This is a genomic window from Acinetobacter sp. NigerLNRRAM0016 (assembly GCF_054112845.1).
Map to the genome: position 1 here is coordinate 51,963 of NZ_JBSYVT010000020.1, position 16,202 is coordinate 68,164.

The window sequence follows — 16,202 nt, forward strand, 5'->3', positions numbered from 1 at the left end:
ATGTAGCGCTTAAACCAAAGCGCTGCTGGAAGAAGGTTGAACCGTATGCAGCACGCGCTGGTGTAACTGAGCCAAACCTGCATTCATTTCACGCTGTACCAAAGCCGTCAAACTGTCGACCGTGTGCCCTTCGGTATGAAGGGTCGGTAATGTCAGCAAATGCGCGGTCACTTTCGGCATTTCCAGTACATTTTTAATATGGTCAATAAAGGTCACATCGCCAATAAACGGCGCAATCATGTCCAGCTCACCGTGCTGATTCACATAACAAATGACACAGATTTGCACTGGGCGCTGTGCTTCTATCGCTGCCCCTAAAAGTCGCCCATGTACTTTTTTAATACGTGTACCATCCGACGTGGTCGCTTCAGGAAAAAACAGCACTGGAATGTCTTGTTTGAGAAATGCGGTAATTTGTTCGCGAATCTTAATCGAATCTCCCGAACCACGTTTAATAAATAACGTTCCGCCCGCTTTCGCCAACTTGCCAAAGACTGGCCATTTTTCAATTTCAGCTTTTGCCAAAAAGAACACCCGCGCACCTGAGCCTAATACTGCAATATCTAGCCAAGAAATGTGGTTACTCACCCACAGTGCGGGTTCACGCGGAATCGTACCATGCACTTCGACATCAATATTAAAAACCTTGCACAACTGGCGACAAAAATACTGCACGTAGCGGGTATTGTTGGCATTGTTCGGATCTTTATACAGACCGTGGCGGGCAACCAGATAAAAGCCCTCTGAAACCACACCAAAACCCGCACTGAGTTTACGACCATACAAAAACAGTTTAGAAATTGGATTCAAGGAAGACGTTTGAGCAGCTGCATTTTCTTTCATAAATTTATTACTAACCAGCGAAACGATGAATGTCTGTTGATGAACTTTGCTCCATTCTATACTGTTCAATCTGCATGTGCATTGATTATAAAAACCGAATATCAGCATTACAAAATCCAATTTTAATTCATCTCACAACACGCTTATGATGATTTTGTAAGCATCAAAATTGATAGGTGAACCAGATGCATACTCATACTCCTCCACGAAAATCCAAACCTCATCACTGGTTGCATATGCTGCAATTGATTGTTGGCTTTAGCATCTTATATTTCGCGGCCATCATCCTGTTTGCCAAATTGTTCGCAGCCACACTATAAATCGACTAATCTCAAGCATCTCTGACCTTTTTCCACTAGAATAGAATTTTAAAGTGGAGAAATGGCTGAGTGGCAAATTTACAACGACATCAAGGTGGTGAACGCATTATTCTGGTCAGCGTTTCTGTGCAAATGCTGGAAAATCTTGATGCCGAAGAATTCAATTTGCTGGCTCAATCTGCGGGTGCTGAAATTTTGGCACATCTGCAAGCGCAACGTGTGAAACCCGATGCCAAACTGTTTATTGGTTCAGGCAAGGCAGATGAAATTGCGGAGCTGGTGGCTGAGCATGACGCCGAACTGGTGATTTTCGATCATGCCCTGACACCTGCACAAGCCCGTAATTTGGAACAGATTTTAAAGTGTCGTGTCGTGGATCGAAACGAACTGATTCTGGATATTTTTGCCCAGCGTGCGCGTACCTTTGAAGGTAAACTGCAAGTTGAATTGGCACAACTCCAGCATTTATCATCGCGTTTGATTCGTAGCCGCGGTACCTTGGACAGCCAAAAAGGCGGGATCGGTTTACGTGGTCCAGGTGAAACCCTGCTTGAAACAGACCGCCGCTTACTCAAAATTCGCATGGGGCAACTCAAAGCCAAATTGGATAAAGTGCGACAGACCCGTCTACAAGGTCGTGTTGCCCGTCAAAAAGCAGCAGTTCCCACGGTATCCTTGGTCGGTTATACCAATGCGGGAAAATCCACGCTGTTTAATGTCCTTGCCAATAGCGACGTCTATGCGGCGGATCAACTGTTTGCGACCTTAGATCCAACCTTACGCCGCCTGACTTGGGAAGGTATTGGTACCGTGGTGTTAGCCGATACCGTCGGTTTTGTCCGAAATCTCTCTCATTCTTTAGTCGAATCCTTTAAAGCCACTTTAGAAGAAACACTGGAAGCCACCCTGCTCTTGCATGTGATTGATGCAAGCAGCCCAGAAATGCTGGAGCAGATTGAAGCGGTCGAAAAAGTTCTGAAGGAAATTGGAGCAGATGTACCTGTACTTCGGGTCTATAACAAAATTGACCAAAGTGGTGAAGAAGCCAAAATTATGTATAGCCAGCCAAATTGTCCAGAACGTGTTTACGTCTCTGCTCATACGGGACAAGGCATTGCGCTGTTACAACAGGCGGTACATGAATGTCTTATGGGACAGATTCAAAGCTTTGAATTAACGCTATTGCCTGCTTATGGCAAATTACGGACTCAACTGTACGCACTGAATGTCATTCAAGCCGAACATTATGATGAGGAAGGTCATTTACATCTCACTGTGAAAATTGCACCAGCCAAATTAGAACAACTGATTCGACAAGCACATTTACCACTTGATCAAATTCTGGGGGAGAAAGCACGCATGTTCGAGAGAACCCTTGAGGAGTTTGAAATAAAACCTTAAATCGGTTAAAACGTGATAAGTAAAATTTATTAATGTAATGACTAAATCATGGATTGGATAAAAAGTACGGATTGGCCAGCATGGGTTGGCACACTGGGTTTAATTGTCGGATTTCGAGAGTGTGCCGTATGGATCATGACCCAGTTCAATCATCCTGAACTGGGTAACCTGATGGGCTTAATCAGTTTACTGATCTTATTGTTAGTCTGGCGTAAGTTTCGCAAAGTCCCTGCTCGTTTGGTCGATACCAACAATAAAATCATGAAAGAAAGTGCCTTTGCTTTTTTACCGATTAGTGCAGGCTCTTTGCTGATGCTGGTCCATATGGGCAGCGAGATTCCTTTATTTTTGCTGGTTCTGGTGGTGAGTACGCTCATTCCGCTCTGGATTTACGCCAAAATGGCTAAGCACTGGCTATAAGGAATCATCATATGTTCTCTGTTCTCTCTGGATTTCTCATTACGCTGGTTGCCTATCTCTGTGCCAAGCCGATTAATAAAAAAATCCCGCAAGTGCCTGTCATCGTGATTGGCATGTTTTTCGTGATTGGCTTGCTGTTCTTATTCGGCATCCCTTATGAGTCTTATATGGCACAGACCAACAGCATTTTTAGTCATTTATTGGGCTATGTTACGGTTGCGCTGGCCATTCCTTTGGCTGCCATGCGCTATGATGATTTACCACCCAAGGCAATTGTCAGTATTTTGGTGTTTGCCAGTATCAGTGCTGTCGCCCTACCGATGAGTTTGGCCTATCTGTTACACATGGCAGATTCAACCATCATGGCGTTTGCCACCCGTGCCGTCACCACACCAATCGCAATTAATATTGCCACTTTATTGCACGCACCAGTCACGCTAGTCATTCTGATTGTGATTTTATCTGGAGTGATTGGCGCTGCTTTTTCCCCGCTAATTTTACGTCACATCAATGATGAACGTGCCTCCGGACTCGCGCTAGGGCTTGCTGCACATGCAATTGGCACGGCGCAAGCTTGGCAACGTGGAAGTGTGGCAGGACGATATGCTGCATTTGGTATGGCCGTAAATGCTGTTTTTACCGCAATTTGGCTACCAACTTTCATACTTTACCTGCAAAATATGTGACCAACAAAACATTCCAAAGGTTGTTTTGTGCAGCAAACATGCCTAAGATAGTTTTGGTTTAGTCAATAAGTCAGTAAAAAGGAATTTATGATGGGGAAAGCTAAATTAGTTGGCGCACTTGTTTTTTCTGCTTTGAGTAGCATGGCTTTTGCAGAAGATATTTCGGGCACATGGAAAAATATTGATGATAAGACAGGCTCATCCAAAGCTGTTTTAGAGATTCGTCAGGAAACCAATGGCACCTATACTGCCAAAGTGGTGAAGGTCACTCCACGCCCAGGCTATACACCAAAAGACACCTGTATCGACTGCCCTGCACCATATACCAACAAGCCCATTTTAGGCATGGATGTACTGAAAGGCTTAAAGCATGAAGAAGGCTTAAATTATACAGGGGGTAAAATTATTGACCCGCTTTCTGGCAAAATTTACAGTACCAAAGCCAAGATGAGTGCCAACGGTAAGCGTTTAACTTTACGCGGATATGTCGGTGTTTCTGCGCTAGGACGCAGCCAGACATGGATTCGCCAAGAATAAGAAATTCAATCCATTTAAACCGCCGCAGAGGCGGTTTTTTTATGGTGAAACTCATCATCTTCAAATTCCAAGCAAACTGACTCTGTAGTTTACCAAATCTTAACATTTTCATTGAGATACACGATAAAGTGAGTGTACATATCCCAGCGATATAACAATGTATAAGGTTTTTACATCAACAGGGAATACATGAAAAAAATCATCTCTTTAAGCTTCTTCACAGGTTTAGTCATCGCCAGTACGGGTGCGCTAGCACAAGATATCACAGGCACTTGGCAGCAAATTGACGATAAAACAGGTTCACCCAAGGCAGTCATTGAGATTCGTAAAGAATCTAACAACACCTTCACGGGTAAAATTGTCAAAATCACACCACGCCCAGGTTATACCCCACGCGAACGTTGTAATAATTGTCCCGCTCCCTACACCAATCAACCGATTTTAGGCATGGAGATTTTAAAGGGACTGAAACAAGTGGAAGGCACTTCCAGCTATGAAAAAGGACGCGTGATCGACCCGCTTTCTGGCAAATTCTATGATGCAAAAATGAAGTTAAATGCCTCAGGCAAACGTCTGTCGTTAAGGGCCTATATGGGGGTTTCTGCACTAGGACGTAATCAGACTTGGTTAAGAATCGACTAAGTCGTCTGGCTGATACGGCATTGGGCTAATCTGGTCCAATCCGTATGCAAAAAACTCTACAACATACTAAAAATAAAAGTAAAACCCAATAAAATCAACAGTTTCCAATTGAGCAGTTTTCTCATTGCTGCACTTCTAAAACTTACCTAACATAATTTTTATAAGGATATAACAACGTCAATGATTTCTAATGGATAGAAAAAAATGAGAAAAATGCTCTCTTGCATGTTTATTTACGGTTTAATGCTGACGGCAAGCCCCGTATTCGCCAAAGACATTACAGGTATTTGGCAGCATATTGATGACAAATCAGGGAATCCCCAAGCCACTATCGAAATTAAGAAAGAGGCCAATAATACCTATTCAGGGACAGTCATTAATCTGATCAAGCGCCCAGGCTATACGCCGCCACCGAATTGCATCAATTGCTCAGCACCCTACACCAATCAACCGATTCTGGGCATGACAGTATTAAAAGGTTTAAAGAATATCGATGGAACGTCGAGTTATCATGGGGGACGCGTTATCGATCCGCTGAATGGTCAAATTTATGATGCCAAGATGAAACTCAATCCATCGGGCAAACGTTTATCGCTGCGTGCCTATATGGGCGCATCTATATTGGGACGTAACCAGACTTGGGTAAGAATCCAGTAAAATCATAAAAGCCACGTAACCGTGGCTTTTTTTTCAGTGCATCATAGGATTATCCACTGCAAACAATTGCTGATCTTCCAAACGATAGGCAATTAATTGATTGCCCCAGACACATCCACCATCGACATTTTGAATATGCGGATGAATAGTTTTGCCTTGTAATGCTGCCCAATGTCCAAAAATCACTTGATGGCTTTGTGCTGCCTTCGACTCAAATTCAAACCAAGGCTGGAATCCTTCTGGCATCGGGTCACTTAATGAATCTTTAAAGCTAAATTCCAGACGCCCTTCAGCGTTGGTTAAACGCATGCGAGTTAAATAGTTGGTGATGCAGCGTAAGCGAGCATGCCCTGTTAAATCTTCAGACCAAATATCAGGTTGCGTGCCATACATGTCTTGTAAAAAGGCATCCATCACCGTAAAGTCATCATGACCAATCACCGCTTCCACTTCTTTCGCCAAAGCAGCCGTTTGCTCCGCAGACCAGATACATGGAATCCCCGCATGGGTCAAAATGCTCTGTTCATTGGGAAATAAGCACAGCGGCTGTTTGCGTAACCAATCAATCAGATCATCACTATCAATCGCATCAATCACATCACGGGTATGATCTTTCTCTTTCAGCTGTTTTAAACCACGTGCGCAGGCCAAAAGCGTCAGATCATGATTGCCCAATACCGTTGCAGCAGAGCCACGTTCCACCAGTTTCTTCACAAAACGTAATGCGCCAATCGAGTTTTCACCACGCGCCACCAAGTCGCCCGCAAACCAGATAAAGTCTTGGTCAGGATCAAATTGAATCGATTTCAGGAGTGCTTTCAAAGCTTCAAAACAGCCCTGAACATCTCCAATGACATAATTGTAGCGCGCCATGTTTACACCATTTGATCTGCTAAAGCCACGAACTGCGCCAAGCTTAAAGTTTCAGGGCGTGCCATCGGATCAACACCCGCTTGTTCAAAACCATCTTCACGTAACATGCCCTTTAAGCTGTTGCGTAAGGTTTTGCGACGCTGGGTAAATACGTGTGCCACTAAGCGTGCCAAAGCTTTTTCATCTTTCGCGACAATTGGTTTAGTCGCATACGGCTCTAAACGGAACACTGCAGAAGTCACTTTCGGTGGTGGATTGAATGATCCCGGTGGCACTTCAAATAAAAAAGTCGGTTTACAGTAATACTGAATCATTACCGATAAACGCCCATATTCCTTGGTATTTGGTGATGCGGTAATACGGTCCACCACTTCTTTTTGCAACATGAAGTGCATGTCTTTAATTTTTTCGCCAAATTCCAAGAGATGGAACAACAATGGCGTAGAAATGTTATAGGGCAAATTACCCACGACGCGTAATGGACGACCTTCTTCAAATAAGTTGGTAAAGTCGTATTTCAACGCATCGGTTTCCACAATGGTTAAACGCTCTGGATGCGGCACACGCCCAGGCAAACCCGCAGCTAAGTCACGGTCCAACTCGACCACGGTCAAAGCATCACATTCACCAATTAAAGGTGAAGTTAATGCCGCTAAACCCGGTCCAATTTCGACAATATTATCGCCGGTACGTGGGTTGACCGAGCGTACAATTTTCGCAATGACACGTTGATCATGCAAAAAGTTTTGACCAAACCGTTTACGAGCCTGATGCCCTTCTTCTTTCGGGTTAAGCGCATTAATTTGATACATAAAACATTTCCAACGTGAGATTGATAAAGTAAATCAGTGTCGAGCCAAATCTAAAGCCAGATCCACAGCAACATTCAGGCTTGAACTTTTTGCCTGTCCTGTGCCTGCAAGGGAGAGTGCTGTGCCATGATCTACAGAAGTACGAATAAAGGGTAAGCCCAAAGTAATATTGATGGCTTCACCAAAGCCTTGTGATTTTAACACAGGTAAGCCTTGATCGTGATACATCGCCAAAACTGCATCGGCATCTTTCAAGTTATCAGGGGTAAATAAGGTATCTGCAGGCAAGCTTAAACTCAGATCAATCCCTTGAGCACGATAGCTTTCCAGTACGGGGTTAATCACCTCAATTTCTTCCATGCCCAGATAACCGCCCTCACCTGCATGCGGATTCAAACCACAGACCAGCACTTTAGGCTGGCTAATCTTGAATTTGGTTTTTAAATCATGCAGGAGAATATCAATCACTTGACGTAGACGTTCTGCCGTAATGGCATCTGCGACAGCACGTAAAGGCAAATGCGTGGTTGCCAACGCCACACGCAAGGTTTTGGTCGCCAGCATCATCACCACTCGCGCGACACCCGCAAACTCTTGGTAATATTCGGTATGCCCACTAAACGCAATACCAGCATCATTAATCACTGACTTTTGTACGGGTGCAGTCGCGACACCGACACTTTTTCCAGTCATGGCATAATCCGCGGAACGTCTAAGTTGTTCGAGCACATAGGCAGAATTATTCGGATTCAACTCACCTTCTACCACAGGCTCATTTACAGCAACATGCTCCACATAAAGCTGTCCAACTGCAGAGGATTGCTGTTGTCCTGTATAGGCAATCAGTTCCACCTCGAGTTTGAGCATGGCTGCCCGTTGTTGCAGTAAATTTAGATCCGCCAAGACAACAATTGGACGTTCATCCACACGGTTTGTCAGACTTAAACAGATATCAGGACCAATTCCAGCAGGTTCACCACTGGTGACATAGAGCGGAAGCATGACTCACCTAAACCACTTTATTTTGAATAAACCTATTTTACTGAATTTATGACTGGAATACCGTTGCTTCTGCTATTTATTCAGCTAAATCCTATTGTTAATTGCATCGCTTTAACGCGCAACGTCCCTATTCGAGTGGATTAAATCCTATTCAGCTTTTACTCAGAAATTCCATATCAGATGAAATAGAGGTCTTAAAGCCACCTGTGCTGAGCTAAAAATGATGATCGCCATGTACAGGGTAGTAGCATTATCAATCAAATTTCAGCAAAAAATAAAAGCTATATGATTGTTTTTATTATTTTTTAAATTACCAACTTTTTTTCAGCTTAAGCAACAACCCAAAAGTAAAGAAATAATCAAATTGCTTAAAAAACACTGGTCAAAAAGCAACACTGCCCTTATAATACAGCGCTTGAAATTCATATTTTCATTTGTGATTCTTAACGACTTCGTTTAGAATCGCGTCTCCTTTTGTTTGGACAGATTCCATAGTCCAAACCAACTATAATAGGTAGTGGTTTAAATGAAAACTCTCAGCGCTAAGCCTGCTGAAGTTCAACACGACTGGTACGTTGTTGATGCTTCTGGCAAAACTTTAGGTCGCCTTGCGACTGAAATCGCTCGTCGTTTACGCGGTAAGCACAAGACTTCTTATACTCCTCACGTTGACACTGGCGACTACATCGTTGTTATCAATGCTGAAGAAATTCAAGTGACTGGTAAAAAAGCACTTGATAAAAAATACTATCGCCACACTGGCTTCCCTGGTGGTATCCGTGAGACTAACTTTGAAAAGTTAATCGCTCACAAACCAGAAGCAGTTTTAGAAAAAGCTGTTAAAGGTATGTTACCAAAAGGTCCTCTTGGTTATGCAATGATCAAGAAAATGAAAGTGTATGCAGGTACTGAGCATCCACACGCTGCTCAACAGCCACAAGTTTTGGACATCTAAGGGATACAGCACATGGCTACTAATTATGGTACAGGTCGCCGTAAGACCGCAACTGCACGTGTTTTCCTATCTGCTGGTACTGGCAAACTCGTAATCAACAACCGTACTCTTGAGCAATATTTCGGTCGTGAAACTGCTCGTATGGTTGTACGTCAACCTTTAGAGCTTCTTGAAGCTACTGAGAAATATGACCTTTACATCACTGTTGCTGGTGGTGGTATCGGTGGTCAAGCTGGCGCAATCCGTCACGGTATTACTCGTGCATTGATCGCTGCTGACGAAACTTTAAAACCTGCTCTTCGTCAAGCTGGTTTCGTTACTCGTGATGCTCGTGAAGTTGAACGTAAGAAACTTGGTTTACGTAAAGCTCGTAAACGTCCTCAATTCTCTAAACGTTAATTCGTTTACCGAATCGGACAAAAAGCCTTGGTTTATCCAAGGCTTTTTTATTGCTGCCCTCTTTATAATCAAAGACAACTACATTGTTTCCATCGCCTGCTCTACAACAAAAATGTTATCATCACCACTAAGCCAAATAACTTGTGCTGATCACCGATTCATTTTCTAATTATTCACTCGGCTTTGTGGGATTATGTCTGTCGAAAATACGCCACTCCAAGGAATTACCCTCTATAGTCATGCAGATGACTTCCGTTCCCATTGGATTCGTTACGTCCTTGCCGAAAAACAAATCAAATTTAATCTGATTTTGCTCGATTATGAGGATGAAGACTTAGCAAGCTTGAATCCCTATCATCAACTGCCCATGCTGATTGAAAATGATCTGAAATTATTCAATACCAACATTATTTCTGAATATTTGGATGATCGTTATCGCCAAAATAAACTCTATGCCGATGCACCTGCTCCACGGGCAGAACAACGTCAATATATCTGGCGCTTTGAACAAGACTGGCTCAAATTAGCCGACATTATGTTGCGTCACCCAGATACGCTGAATAAGAGTGAACAGCATAAAGCACAAAAGAAACTCAGAGATACACTGATCTCTTTAACCCCGCTCTTCCAGCACTATCCGTATTTTATGTCGGATAACTTTACAATTTTAGATTGTATGTTGGCGCCAATTTTCTTACGGTTAGACTCTATGGGCATCGAATTGCCCCACAAGTTGTGCCGTCCAATCTTGTTGTATTGCCAACGCATCTTCCAGCGCCCTGCATTTATCAAATCCCTGACCTTGCAGGAAAAAAATCGCTACAGCAAATTTTTATCGATATAACCGAGTAATGGATAATGTCTGAACAGGAAATCAATTTAAGCCCTACACGTCCTTATTTGGCACGTGCCATTTATGAATGGATTTGTGATAACAACTTAACCCCCTATTTATTGGTTGATGCGACTCAACCGAATACACGCGTGCCTGAACAATTCATTCAAGATGGTCAAATTGTATTGAATATTGTGCCGCATGCAGTCCATCAGCTGCATATGAGTAACGATGCAATTACCTTCTCTGCACGTTTTGGTGGTGTATCTCGCGATATTTATGTGCCACTATATGCAGTATTAGGCATCTATGCTCGTGAAAATGGGCAAGGCTTATTTTTTGATCCGAATGAATATGAAAATATTCAAGTCCAGCAAGATGATTTAAAATCAGAACCTGAACAAAACGAAGAACAACCCAAGAAAAAGCCAAGCTTGAGGTTATTAGATTAGAACAAGAGGAAGTAATAATGGCTTTTGACTTAGTACAATATTTTGCAGAGCAAATTCACCTTCAAAAGCCTGAGCTTCTGAATCAGTATGATCCAAGTGAGCGCAAATCTCACCTGCTTGAAATCAATACACTGAGTCTCGGTAAGCTAATCACATTGTGGCGTACCGATGAAAATAAGCTCTATCAAGAAATTCAATCGCAAGATCAGCTCTATGTGGTCGATATTGCCCGACACCTCACCACGTCCGACCAAAACCACTCCAAGCTGAGCAAGCCTGAATTTGAGCGTGCCATGACCGAAGTGTTGTCTCTTCAGTTGGCAGAACTCAAACAATTGGATGATACCGGCAACTATGGCATTAAAGGCTTACGTGAACTGATCACAGGTCAAGTTGAACATTTGTCAGGACAAGCTGAGGACTGGATCTGGTCAACAAATGAACTAACAGAACTCAAAGGCTCTAAACCGATCCCTGAAGAAGAGATATCATTAGAGGAGACTATGAAGGAGTTTAATCAAATGGTTCATCAAAATGCAGTAGAACACCACGAACAAGTGGCTGAAGTTGAAAAAACTGCAGTGCCGACTTGGGCAAAAGTTTTAGAGCCAGTGGTGGCTTTGGCAATTCTATGGGTTCTTTATTCTGCAGCGACCCAAATGTTTGCTTAATCCCAGATACATGAAGATGATTCACTCGTAATCATCTTCATTTCTACCTGAAATCTATCAAAAAATAAGAATTAGCGCTCAAATATTCATCAATTATGCTAATTTACACACAGTTTCTTTTTGATTACACGATAAAATTTACACAATGTTACATTTTCATTTCTGTCAGAATCTGACCATCAGATTTATATGCTTATTCATATTTTCAACTTCAATATGAGAATAAAATCACATTAAAGTTGAGTCAGATCCTCAGATTTGTATCCAAATTGTCACCTCTCTTTAGCAGCAAAAATAATTTAGATTGATAAAATTTTGCAGCCATTCATATAATCAAATTGACTTGATACCAAGTTAAAAACAATCAAAATTTTAAAAAAACATAAGAGAATCAATATGGCTAGAGTATCATTAGAGGCATTATCGAATATCGATGGTTTCCATGCAGCAGCATTAGTTGATGGAGAAAGCGGTTTAGCACTGGCAACACAAGGTGGAGGAGATATTGACCTAGAGTTGGCTGCAGCAGGAAATACAGAGGTTGTGCGTTCAAAGCGTCGTGTGGCAAATGCCCTGAACTTGAATGACACTATTGAAGACATATTGATCACTTTGGGTAAGCAGTACCATCTAATCCGTCCACTGGAAGGAAATGAAAAACTGTTCTTGTATCTTGTTCTTGAACGCTCAAAAGCGAATCTCGCTATGGCGCGCCATGAACTGAAAAGCTATGAAAAAGGGTTAGATTTTGCATAATTGACCCTCTCCCCTTGACTGGTTGATCTAGACAAGGGGGGAAACTGGCCTGATTTATGATTTTTAACTTGTAAGACGTGTAGAGATAGTATGACTGAGCAATATCTTAATATTGCGATAACTGGCTTAAGTATTCATCATTCAGAAGAACTTAAAACCCAGCTACGTAATCTCATTCCACAACAGTATGAAATTAAATGGAGCACAGCAGCTGATCCAACCATTGACTGCTTATTTATCCATGAAAATTTTTACGACACTGACGGCATTCAAAAAATTATCCAAAGCCGAAATTTTCCTTGGCTCAAAATCACAAAAAATACAGACCATGAAAATTTAATCAAAGAAAATACTTTATCTCTACCTATCGTTAATCATCAGAGCTTCTCTGACTGGATATTGCAGCATTTGCTGAATACCAATATGACGGAGCATCACGAACAATACTTTGAGGTGAATCCAAAGAAAACACCCTATAAACTCGAATATTTCAGCAAAATGCTCGATAAAGAGCGTCATTCCAAACTCCATTTGTTTGATACTCTCGGTACCATTGCCATTATTGATGTCCAAAAAAACATTGCATGGTTAAAAACCGAAAGAGAACAGGCTTTTACCGATTCAGGTTTTGGCTATGACATCGCCAGTACCAGTAGCTTTATGAAAGTATCACGTAAACAAGCGCATATTCTCAGTGACTGGCTCTGGCAATTTTTTTGGGATTCCCCTTTATTCTTAAAAGAAATGGCACCTGAAGATGGACATTTCAAAATTCATATGTGGCCAAAACCTCCACTCGATGCTGATCGGCAGATCATTTTCCAACTCTCAAGCTGCTTTATTCAAGGAGGGAAAGTTTCAAAAATTGCATCACAACTTAACATTCCATTAGAAACTGCACAGCGATTTATTGCTGCCAATATTGCGACCAATAATATTTCCAAAATCAATATTTGGGACAAGCACTTTAATCCACCAGAAGCTCCAGCAGCGACCGAAGATTCAGGCTTTATTAAAAGTTTCTTTGGAAAATTAAGAAAAAAATTGGGGATATAGGAAAATATTATGATTTTACAACGGTTTAAAATTGTATTTGCAGGGGGTATGGGGGCTGGTAAAACTGAAGCGATTAAATCATTATCAGAAATTCCAGTACTACATACAGAAGCGTTTAACACCGACTCAGAACGGCATAGCAAAATGCAGACGACAGTTGGGATTGATTATGGCGAAATCACTTTAGAGGATAATGTTACCATTGGACTCTACGGCACACCAGGGCAAAGCCGCTTTGATTTCATCTGGTCAGCGATTACCAAAGGGGCAATTGGTGCGGTCATCCTAATCGACCATCATTCCGATCATCCTATTCAAGAACTAGAAAGTTACTTGGAGACCTTTCAGAACTTTACCGACAACATTGCCATTGGGATCACGCATACAGATATGATCTCGGAGTCCGCAAAATCGACAGGTATCTACAAAGACTGGTTGTTACAGAATGAGTTATTTGCCCCGCTGTTCTTTATTGATGCACGTAAAAAAGAGGATGTTTTACTGCTATTAGAAGCACTGATTACTTCAATTGAAGTGAACTCCAATATTGCCAATTCACCATCATAGAGGTTTGATATGTTTACTTTAGAGCAAAGCCGTACCGCACCCAAAGAGTTAATTCAATTTGCCAAAGAGGAAATGCAAGACCTGCTCATGAATGTTCGTGGTGTTAATTACGTCATGCTCTGTAGCACAGATGGTTTTGAATTAGGGCACGTGCATAAAAAGGATAGTTATAACAGTACTAAACTTGCAGCAGTTAGTAGTTCAATCTTGGCAATGGTTGCCGCATTTATGAATGAAATTCACCTAGAAGGCTGTCAGTCTATCACTTTAGATGCAGAGAATGGTAAAGCTATCCTCACCTCAATTCCTTCAAGCAAACACCCATTGATTATTGTGACCTTAACAGAGAAGGATGTTTTACTCGGGCAATTGCTCTACTCGCTCAAGACAGCCAGTAGCCGCATTTCGAATTTCTAATATATATTCAAGAGCGTCATCTCGGACTAATTCTGAGATTCTAGTTGCTTATTTCAAAGCTTATGAAGATCAATTGGATTTTTAAACGTTAAACCCGCAACTACAATCATTTAAATTTTCAGGATCTAACCTGTTTAAAATCAAAAAATTTCCTTCCATTTAAAAGCCGCCCTTCAAAAAGAGCGGCTTTAATCTTTGCAATGAAAATACAACCACCAAGTTACTGCACAAGCTCAAAATCAGATAACTTAAATGTTTTATTATTCATTGCATCCGTTGGGCCATAAAAACGAATTGCTGGTAAAGGTCGTTTACCTTTGGTTGGAATCCAATTTGATTCCAAGCCATTCGGTGCTTGCGGTCCAACATACAATGTCACAGAACCATCAGAATTTTTCTTTAGTTTATCTAAATCGTAAGATGAAATTGTAGTGCGTTCGGACGGTGTATAAATAAAACTATTCGTTGCACGGTCATATACGGTTAATGCCCAGAATTGCTTCACTGGCATATCTTTAGGAATGTTTAATTTATAGGTTTTTCCTGCTAAGAGTGGCTTTGCAGATTTATCTGCCATTGCCATCATATATTGTGTCGATGGCGTATTACTGAGCTTTTTCGGCATATAGGTACACCAGAAATATTCTGCTGCTCGTGCTACATAGTCAATCTTATTGTCATCCACGTAAAGGTCTTATTCTTATCCGTCATCAGCAATGAAATATAATGACGATCTGGCCAATACAGCTCAGATTTTGGATAATTATCCAACCAGTTCTGCATGGCATACCAAACATCTATCGCAGCTTGACGCATTGCTTTACGCGTCGTTTCATCTGGATTAAATGGCTGACCTTTCTCTATCCCAATTTGCGATAGCATCCCCATCATGACCTTATCTTGGGCACGAACAGGCTCTACACTAAAAATTTTGTAGATATCATCAAATGCACGTTCATCATAAAAAGGCAGGCTTGGAAAAACCTGCTCATCGGGTGCAATAAATTTCTGCTTCGGCGGATTAGTCGCATCTTTCAGATAATAAACGCGCAATTTATGCGCATAATCTACTGCATCTGCCTGAGTTTTATTTGCCATAACCACTGATCTTAAAGCAAATCCAATCCTATAGTTTGGAGACGCAACGTGAATATAACCTTAAGGAATCTGCCCTGTATATCCTGGAGGAGTAAATAAATATTTACCTCCTTTTCCATCATCCATACCACCTGGACCAATATCGGCAATAGTCAATTGCCATGCATCGACCACCTGCCCATATAACTGCCCTGCTTGACTTGCAGGTGGCACCTCAACAACCAGTGGTCCTTTTTGCAAATCACTATAAGCTGTAATATACGGTGTCAAGCTATTGGCTGTAATCGCTTCTAAACGTGGGGTTGCGGTATGATTCCAAACCAAAATCGTGGTGTCATCCCCCTTAATCTTATCGTGCGCAGCACCACGTAAACGATAAATTGCAACGGCAGGAATACTCCACAATAAACTCTGATAAGCCGCCTGATATTTAGCTTGATAATTAAAATCTGTGACAGATGGCATCGCGCCTTGCGGTGGTTGACCACCAACTGGCTCACCTTTAAGTCCAGCTCCCGTGTTCCATTACCCATATTGTGGACTGTCTTTGGGAAAAGATACATCAGCATGTACTGTAGAAAAAGATAGTGCTGTGGCAAGAGCTAAGGTAGAAATCTTTGTTTTCATAAGCATCTCTTTATTTGACTATTTATGATTGAATACACTATATTTTTAAAATAATTAGCGCATTCATTGTGATTAAACTTTTTACTGCTTATATCTTTAAGCCTTAACTTATTTATACACTCTTTTTTTTAATTTTCGAATAAAAAGCACACGTTTTTAAAATCATCAACTAACCC

At 41.7% G+C, this 16,202-nt stretch carries 23 protein-coding genes; 16 read left to right on the plus strand and 7 right to left on the minus strand.

Annotated features, from left to right (window positions below):
* Window positions 1–9: 9 nt before the first annotated feature.
* Window positions 10–843: a lysophospholipid acyltransferase family protein gene (locus ACWQ4X_RS12915; protein WP_457903918.1), complete on the minus strand. Its 834-nt coding sequence runs from the start codon at window positions 841–843 to the stop codon at window positions 10–12.
* A gap of 185 nt (window positions 844–1,028) precedes the next feature.
* Between ACWQ4X_RS12915 and ACWQ4X_RS12920 the strand changes: the two genes are divergently transcribed.
* The 7 genes from ACWQ4X_RS12920 to ACWQ4X_RS12950 all read left to right on the plus strand — a co-directional run bounded on the left by ACWQ4X_RS12920 (window position 1,029) and on the right by ACWQ4X_RS12950 (window position 5,506).
* On the plus strand, window positions 1,029–1,163 hold the full coding sequence (locus ACWQ4X_RS12920) for a hypothetical protein (protein WP_457903919.1): 135 nt from the start codon (window positions 1,029–1,031) through the stop codon (window positions 1,161–1,163).
* Between the two features lie 69 nt (window positions 1,164–1,232).
* A complete protein-coding gene (hflX, locus tag ACWQ4X_RS12925) occupies window positions 1,233–2,564 on the plus strand; it encodes a ribosome rescue GTPase HflX (protein WP_457903920.1) in 1,332 nt (443 codons plus the stop codon).
* A 48-nt stretch (window positions 2,565–2,612) separates the two neighbouring features.
* A complete protein-coding gene (locus tag ACWQ4X_RS12930; RefSeq protein WP_100242132.1) occupies window positions 2,613–2,984 on the plus strand; it encodes a hypothetical protein in 372 nt (123 codons plus the stop codon).
* Window positions 2,985–2,995: 11 nt separating this feature from the next.
* Window positions 2,996–3,670 carry an LrgB family protein gene (locus ACWQ4X_RS12935; protein ID WP_100242131.1) on the plus strand — a complete coding sequence of 225 codons (675 nt, stop codon included), beginning with the start codon at window positions 2,996–2,998 and terminating at the stop codon, window positions 3,668–3,670.
* A gap of 90 nt (window positions 3,671–3,760) precedes the next feature.
* Window positions 3,761–4,207 (plus strand): DUF2147 domain-containing protein, encoded by a 447-nt coding sequence (locus tag ACWQ4X_RS12940; RefSeq protein WP_100242130.1) that lies wholly within the window; start codon window positions 3,761–3,763, stop codon window positions 4,205–4,207.
* Window positions 4,208–4,396: 189 nt separating this feature from the next.
* A complete protein-coding gene (locus ACWQ4X_RS12945) occupies window positions 4,397–4,849 on the plus strand; it encodes a DUF2147 domain-containing protein (RefSeq protein WP_457903921.1) in 453 nt (150 codons plus the stop codon).
* Between the two features lie 213 nt (window positions 4,850–5,062).
* Entirely contained in the window at window positions 5,063–5,506 is a 444-nt protein-coding gene (locus ACWQ4X_RS12950; RefSeq protein WP_457903932.1) for a DUF2147 domain-containing protein, read from the plus strand.
* A gap of 33 nt (window positions 5,507–5,539) precedes the next feature.
* Here the strand turns inward: ACWQ4X_RS12950 and ACWQ4X_RS12955 are convergent, their stop codons facing one another.
* From ACWQ4X_RS12955 to pdxA, 3 genes are read right to left on the minus strand one after another with little or no spacing between them, the layout of a single operon-like run.
* On the minus strand, window positions 5,540–6,379 hold the full coding sequence (locus ACWQ4X_RS12955; protein WP_457903922.1) for a symmetrical bis(5'-nucleosyl)-tetraphosphatase: 840 nt from the start codon (window positions 6,377–6,379) through the stop codon (window positions 5,540–5,542).
* A gap of 2 nt (window positions 6,380–6,381) precedes the next feature.
* Window positions 6,382–7,191: a 16S rRNA (adenine(1518)-N(6)/adenine(1519)-N(6))-dimethyltransferase RsmA gene (gene rsmA / locus ACWQ4X_RS12960; protein ID WP_100242126.1), complete on the minus strand. Its 810-nt coding sequence runs from the start codon at window positions 7,189–7,191 to the stop codon at window positions 6,382–6,384.
* Window positions 7,192–7,224: 33 nt separating this feature from the next.
* Window positions 7,225–8,193 carry a 4-hydroxythreonine-4-phosphate dehydrogenase PdxA gene (gene pdxA / locus ACWQ4X_RS12965; protein WP_457903923.1) on the minus strand — a complete coding sequence of 323 codons (969 nt, stop codon included), beginning with the start codon at window positions 8,191–8,193 and terminating at the stop codon, window positions 7,225–7,227.
* Between the two features lie 526 nt (window positions 8,194–8,719).
* Between pdxA and rplM the strand changes: the two genes are divergently transcribed.
* From rplM to ACWQ4X_RS13010, 9 genes are all read left to right on the plus strand, one after another.
* Complete coding sequence (rplM, locus tag ACWQ4X_RS12970) at window positions 8,720–9,148, plus strand: 50S ribosomal protein L13 (RefSeq protein WP_004695096.1); 429 nt, start codon at window positions 8,720–8,722, stop codon at window positions 9,146–9,148.
* Between the two features lie 12 nt (window positions 9,149–9,160).
* Complete coding sequence (gene rpsI / locus ACWQ4X_RS12975) at window positions 9,161–9,547, plus strand: 30S ribosomal protein S9 (RefSeq protein WP_068974925.1); 387 nt, start codon at window positions 9,161–9,163, stop codon at window positions 9,545–9,547.
* Window positions 9,548–9,740: 193 nt separating this feature from the next.
* Entirely contained in the window at window positions 9,741–10,391 is a 651-nt protein-coding gene (locus ACWQ4X_RS12980; RefSeq protein ID WP_142769456.1) for a glutathione S-transferase N-terminal domain-containing protein, read from the plus strand.
* A 14-nt stretch (window positions 10,392–10,405) separates the two neighbouring features.
* Window positions 10,406–10,834, plus strand: a complete 429-nt coding sequence (locus tag ACWQ4X_RS12985; RefSeq protein WP_142769457.1) for a ClpXP protease specificity-enhancing factor — start codon at window positions 10,406–10,408, stop codon at window positions 10,832–10,834.
* A 17-nt stretch (window positions 10,835–10,851) separates the two neighbouring features.
* Window positions 10,852–11,505 (plus strand): hypothetical protein, encoded by a 654-nt coding sequence (locus tag ACWQ4X_RS12990; protein ID WP_142769458.1) that lies wholly within the window; start codon window positions 10,852–10,854, stop codon window positions 11,503–11,505.
* Window positions 11,506–11,901: 396 nt separating this feature from the next.
* Window positions 11,902–12,261 carry a roadblock/LC7 domain-containing protein gene (locus ACWQ4X_RS12995; RefSeq protein ID WP_457903924.1) on the plus strand — a complete coding sequence of 120 codons (360 nt, stop codon included), beginning with the start codon at window positions 11,902–11,904 and terminating at the stop codon, window positions 12,259–12,261.
* A gap of 90 nt (window positions 12,262–12,351) precedes the next feature.
* Entirely contained in the window at window positions 12,352–13,317 is a 966-nt protein-coding gene (locus ACWQ4X_RS13000) for a hypothetical protein (protein ID WP_457903925.1), read from the plus strand.
* A 9-nt stretch (window positions 13,318–13,326) separates the two neighbouring features.
* The gene (locus ACWQ4X_RS13005; RefSeq protein WP_142769460.1) at window positions 13,327–13,884 is read left to right on the plus strand and encodes a GTP-binding protein; all 558 of its coding nucleotides are present in this window, start codon (window positions 13,327–13,329) and stop codon (window positions 13,882–13,884) included.
* Window positions 13,885–13,893: 9 nt separating this feature from the next.
* Window positions 13,894–14,301 carry a roadblock/LC7 domain-containing protein gene (locus ACWQ4X_RS13010; protein ID WP_100242117.1) on the plus strand — a complete coding sequence of 136 codons (408 nt, stop codon included), beginning with the start codon at window positions 13,894–13,896 and terminating at the stop codon, window positions 14,299–14,301.
* A gap of 220 nt (window positions 14,302–14,521) precedes the next feature.
* Here ACWQ4X_RS13010 and ACWQ4X_RS13015 read toward each other — a convergent pair whose 3' ends face one another.
* From ACWQ4X_RS13015 to ACWQ4X_RS13025, 3 genes are read right to left on the minus strand one after another with little or no spacing between them, the layout of a single operon-like run.
* Window positions 14,522–14,986 carry a DUF1214 domain-containing protein gene (locus ACWQ4X_RS13015; RefSeq protein WP_457903926.1) on the minus strand — a complete coding sequence of 155 codons (465 nt, stop codon included), beginning with the start codon at window positions 14,984–14,986 and terminating at the stop codon, window positions 14,522–14,524.
* Window positions 14,959–15,399, minus strand: coding sequence for a hypothetical protein (locus ACWQ4X_RS13020; RefSeq protein WP_457903927.1), 441 nt, complete (start codon window positions 15,397–15,399; stop codon window positions 14,959–14,961). Before ACWQ4X_RS13020 ends, ACWQ4X_RS13015 begins: the two co-directional genes overlap by 28 nt.
* Window positions 15,400–15,459: 60 nt before the next feature.
* Entirely contained in the window at window positions 15,460–15,864 is a 405-nt protein-coding gene (locus ACWQ4X_RS13025) for a DUF1254 domain-containing protein (RefSeq protein WP_457903928.1), read from the minus strand.
* Between the last annotated feature and the right edge of the window lie 338 nt (window positions 15,865–16,202).

Coding starts and splice junctions, on each gene's coding strand:
- ACWQ4X_RS12915 (WP_457903918.1), bottom strand. CDS start 843: ATGAAAGAAAATGCAGCTGCTCAAACGTCTTCCTTGAATCCAATTTCT.
- ACWQ4X_RS13025 (WP_457903928.1), bottom strand. CDS start 15,864: ATGCCATCTGTCACAGATTTTAATTATCAAGCTAAATATCAGGCGGCT.
- ACWQ4X_RS12950 (WP_457903932.1), top strand. CDS start 5,063: ATGCTCTCTTGCATGTTTATTTACGGTTTAATGCTGACGGCAAGCCCC.
- ACWQ4X_RS12955 (WP_457903922.1), bottom strand. CDS start 6,379: ATGGCGCGCTACAATTATGTCATTGGAGATGTTCAGGGCTGTTTTGAA.
- ACWQ4X_RS13010 (WP_100242117.1), top strand. CDS start 13,894: ATGTTTACTTTAGAGCAAAGCCGTACCGCACCCAAAGAGTTAATTCAA.
- ACWQ4X_RS13020 (WP_457903927.1), bottom strand. CDS start 15,399: ATGGCAAATAAAACTCAGGCAGATGCAGTAGATTATGCGCATAAATTG.
- ACWQ4X_RS12920 (WP_457903919.1), top strand. CDS start 1,029: ATGCATACTCATACTCCTCCACGAAAATCCAAACCTCATCACTGGTTG.
- ACWQ4X_RS12990 (WP_142769458.1), top strand. CDS start 10,852: ATGGCTTTTGACTTAGTACAATATTTTGCAGAGCAAATTCACCTTCAA.
- ACWQ4X_RS12940 (WP_100242130.1), top strand. CDS start 3,761: ATGGGGAAAGCTAAATTAGTTGGCGCACTTGTTTTTTCTGCTTTGAGT.
- rsmA (WP_100242126.1), bottom strand. CDS start 7,191: ATGTATCAAATTAATGCGCTTAACCCGAAAGAAGAAGGGCATCAGGCT.
- ACWQ4X_RS13000 (WP_457903925.1), top strand. CDS start 12,352: ATGACTGAGCAATATCTTAATATTGCGATAACTGGCTTAAGTATTCAT.
- ACWQ4X_RS13005 (WP_142769460.1), top strand. CDS start 13,327: ATGATTTTACAACGGTTTAAAATTGTATTTGCAGGGGGTATGGGGGCT.
- rplM (WP_004695096.1), top strand. CDS start 8,720: ATGAAAACTCTCAGCGCTAAGCCTGCTGAAGTTCAACACGACTGGTAC.
- ACWQ4X_RS12930 (WP_100242132.1), top strand. CDS start 2,613: ATGGATTGGATAAAAAGTACGGATTGGCCAGCATGGGTTGGCACACTG.
- ACWQ4X_RS12995 (WP_457903924.1), top strand. CDS start 11,902: ATGGCTAGAGTATCATTAGAGGCATTATCGAATATCGATGGTTTCCAT.
- ACWQ4X_RS12935 (WP_100242131.1), top strand. CDS start 2,996: ATGTTCTCTGTTCTCTCTGGATTTCTCATTACGCTGGTTGCCTATCTC.
- pdxA (WP_457903923.1), bottom strand. CDS start 8,193: ATGCTTCCGCTCTATGTCACCAGTGGTGAACCTGCTGGAATTGGTCCT.
- ACWQ4X_RS12985 (WP_142769457.1), top strand. CDS start 10,406: ATGTCTGAACAGGAAATCAATTTAAGCCCTACACGTCCTTATTTGGCA.
- ACWQ4X_RS12945 (WP_457903921.1), top strand. CDS start 4,397: ATGAAAAAAATCATCTCTTTAAGCTTCTTCACAGGTTTAGTCATCGCC.
- rpsI (WP_068974925.1), top strand. CDS start 9,161: ATGGCTACTAATTATGGTACAGGTCGCCGTAAGACCGCAACTGCACGT.
- ACWQ4X_RS12980 (WP_142769456.1), top strand. CDS start 9,741: ATGTCTGTCGAAAATACGCCACTCCAAGGAATTACCCTCTATAGTCAT.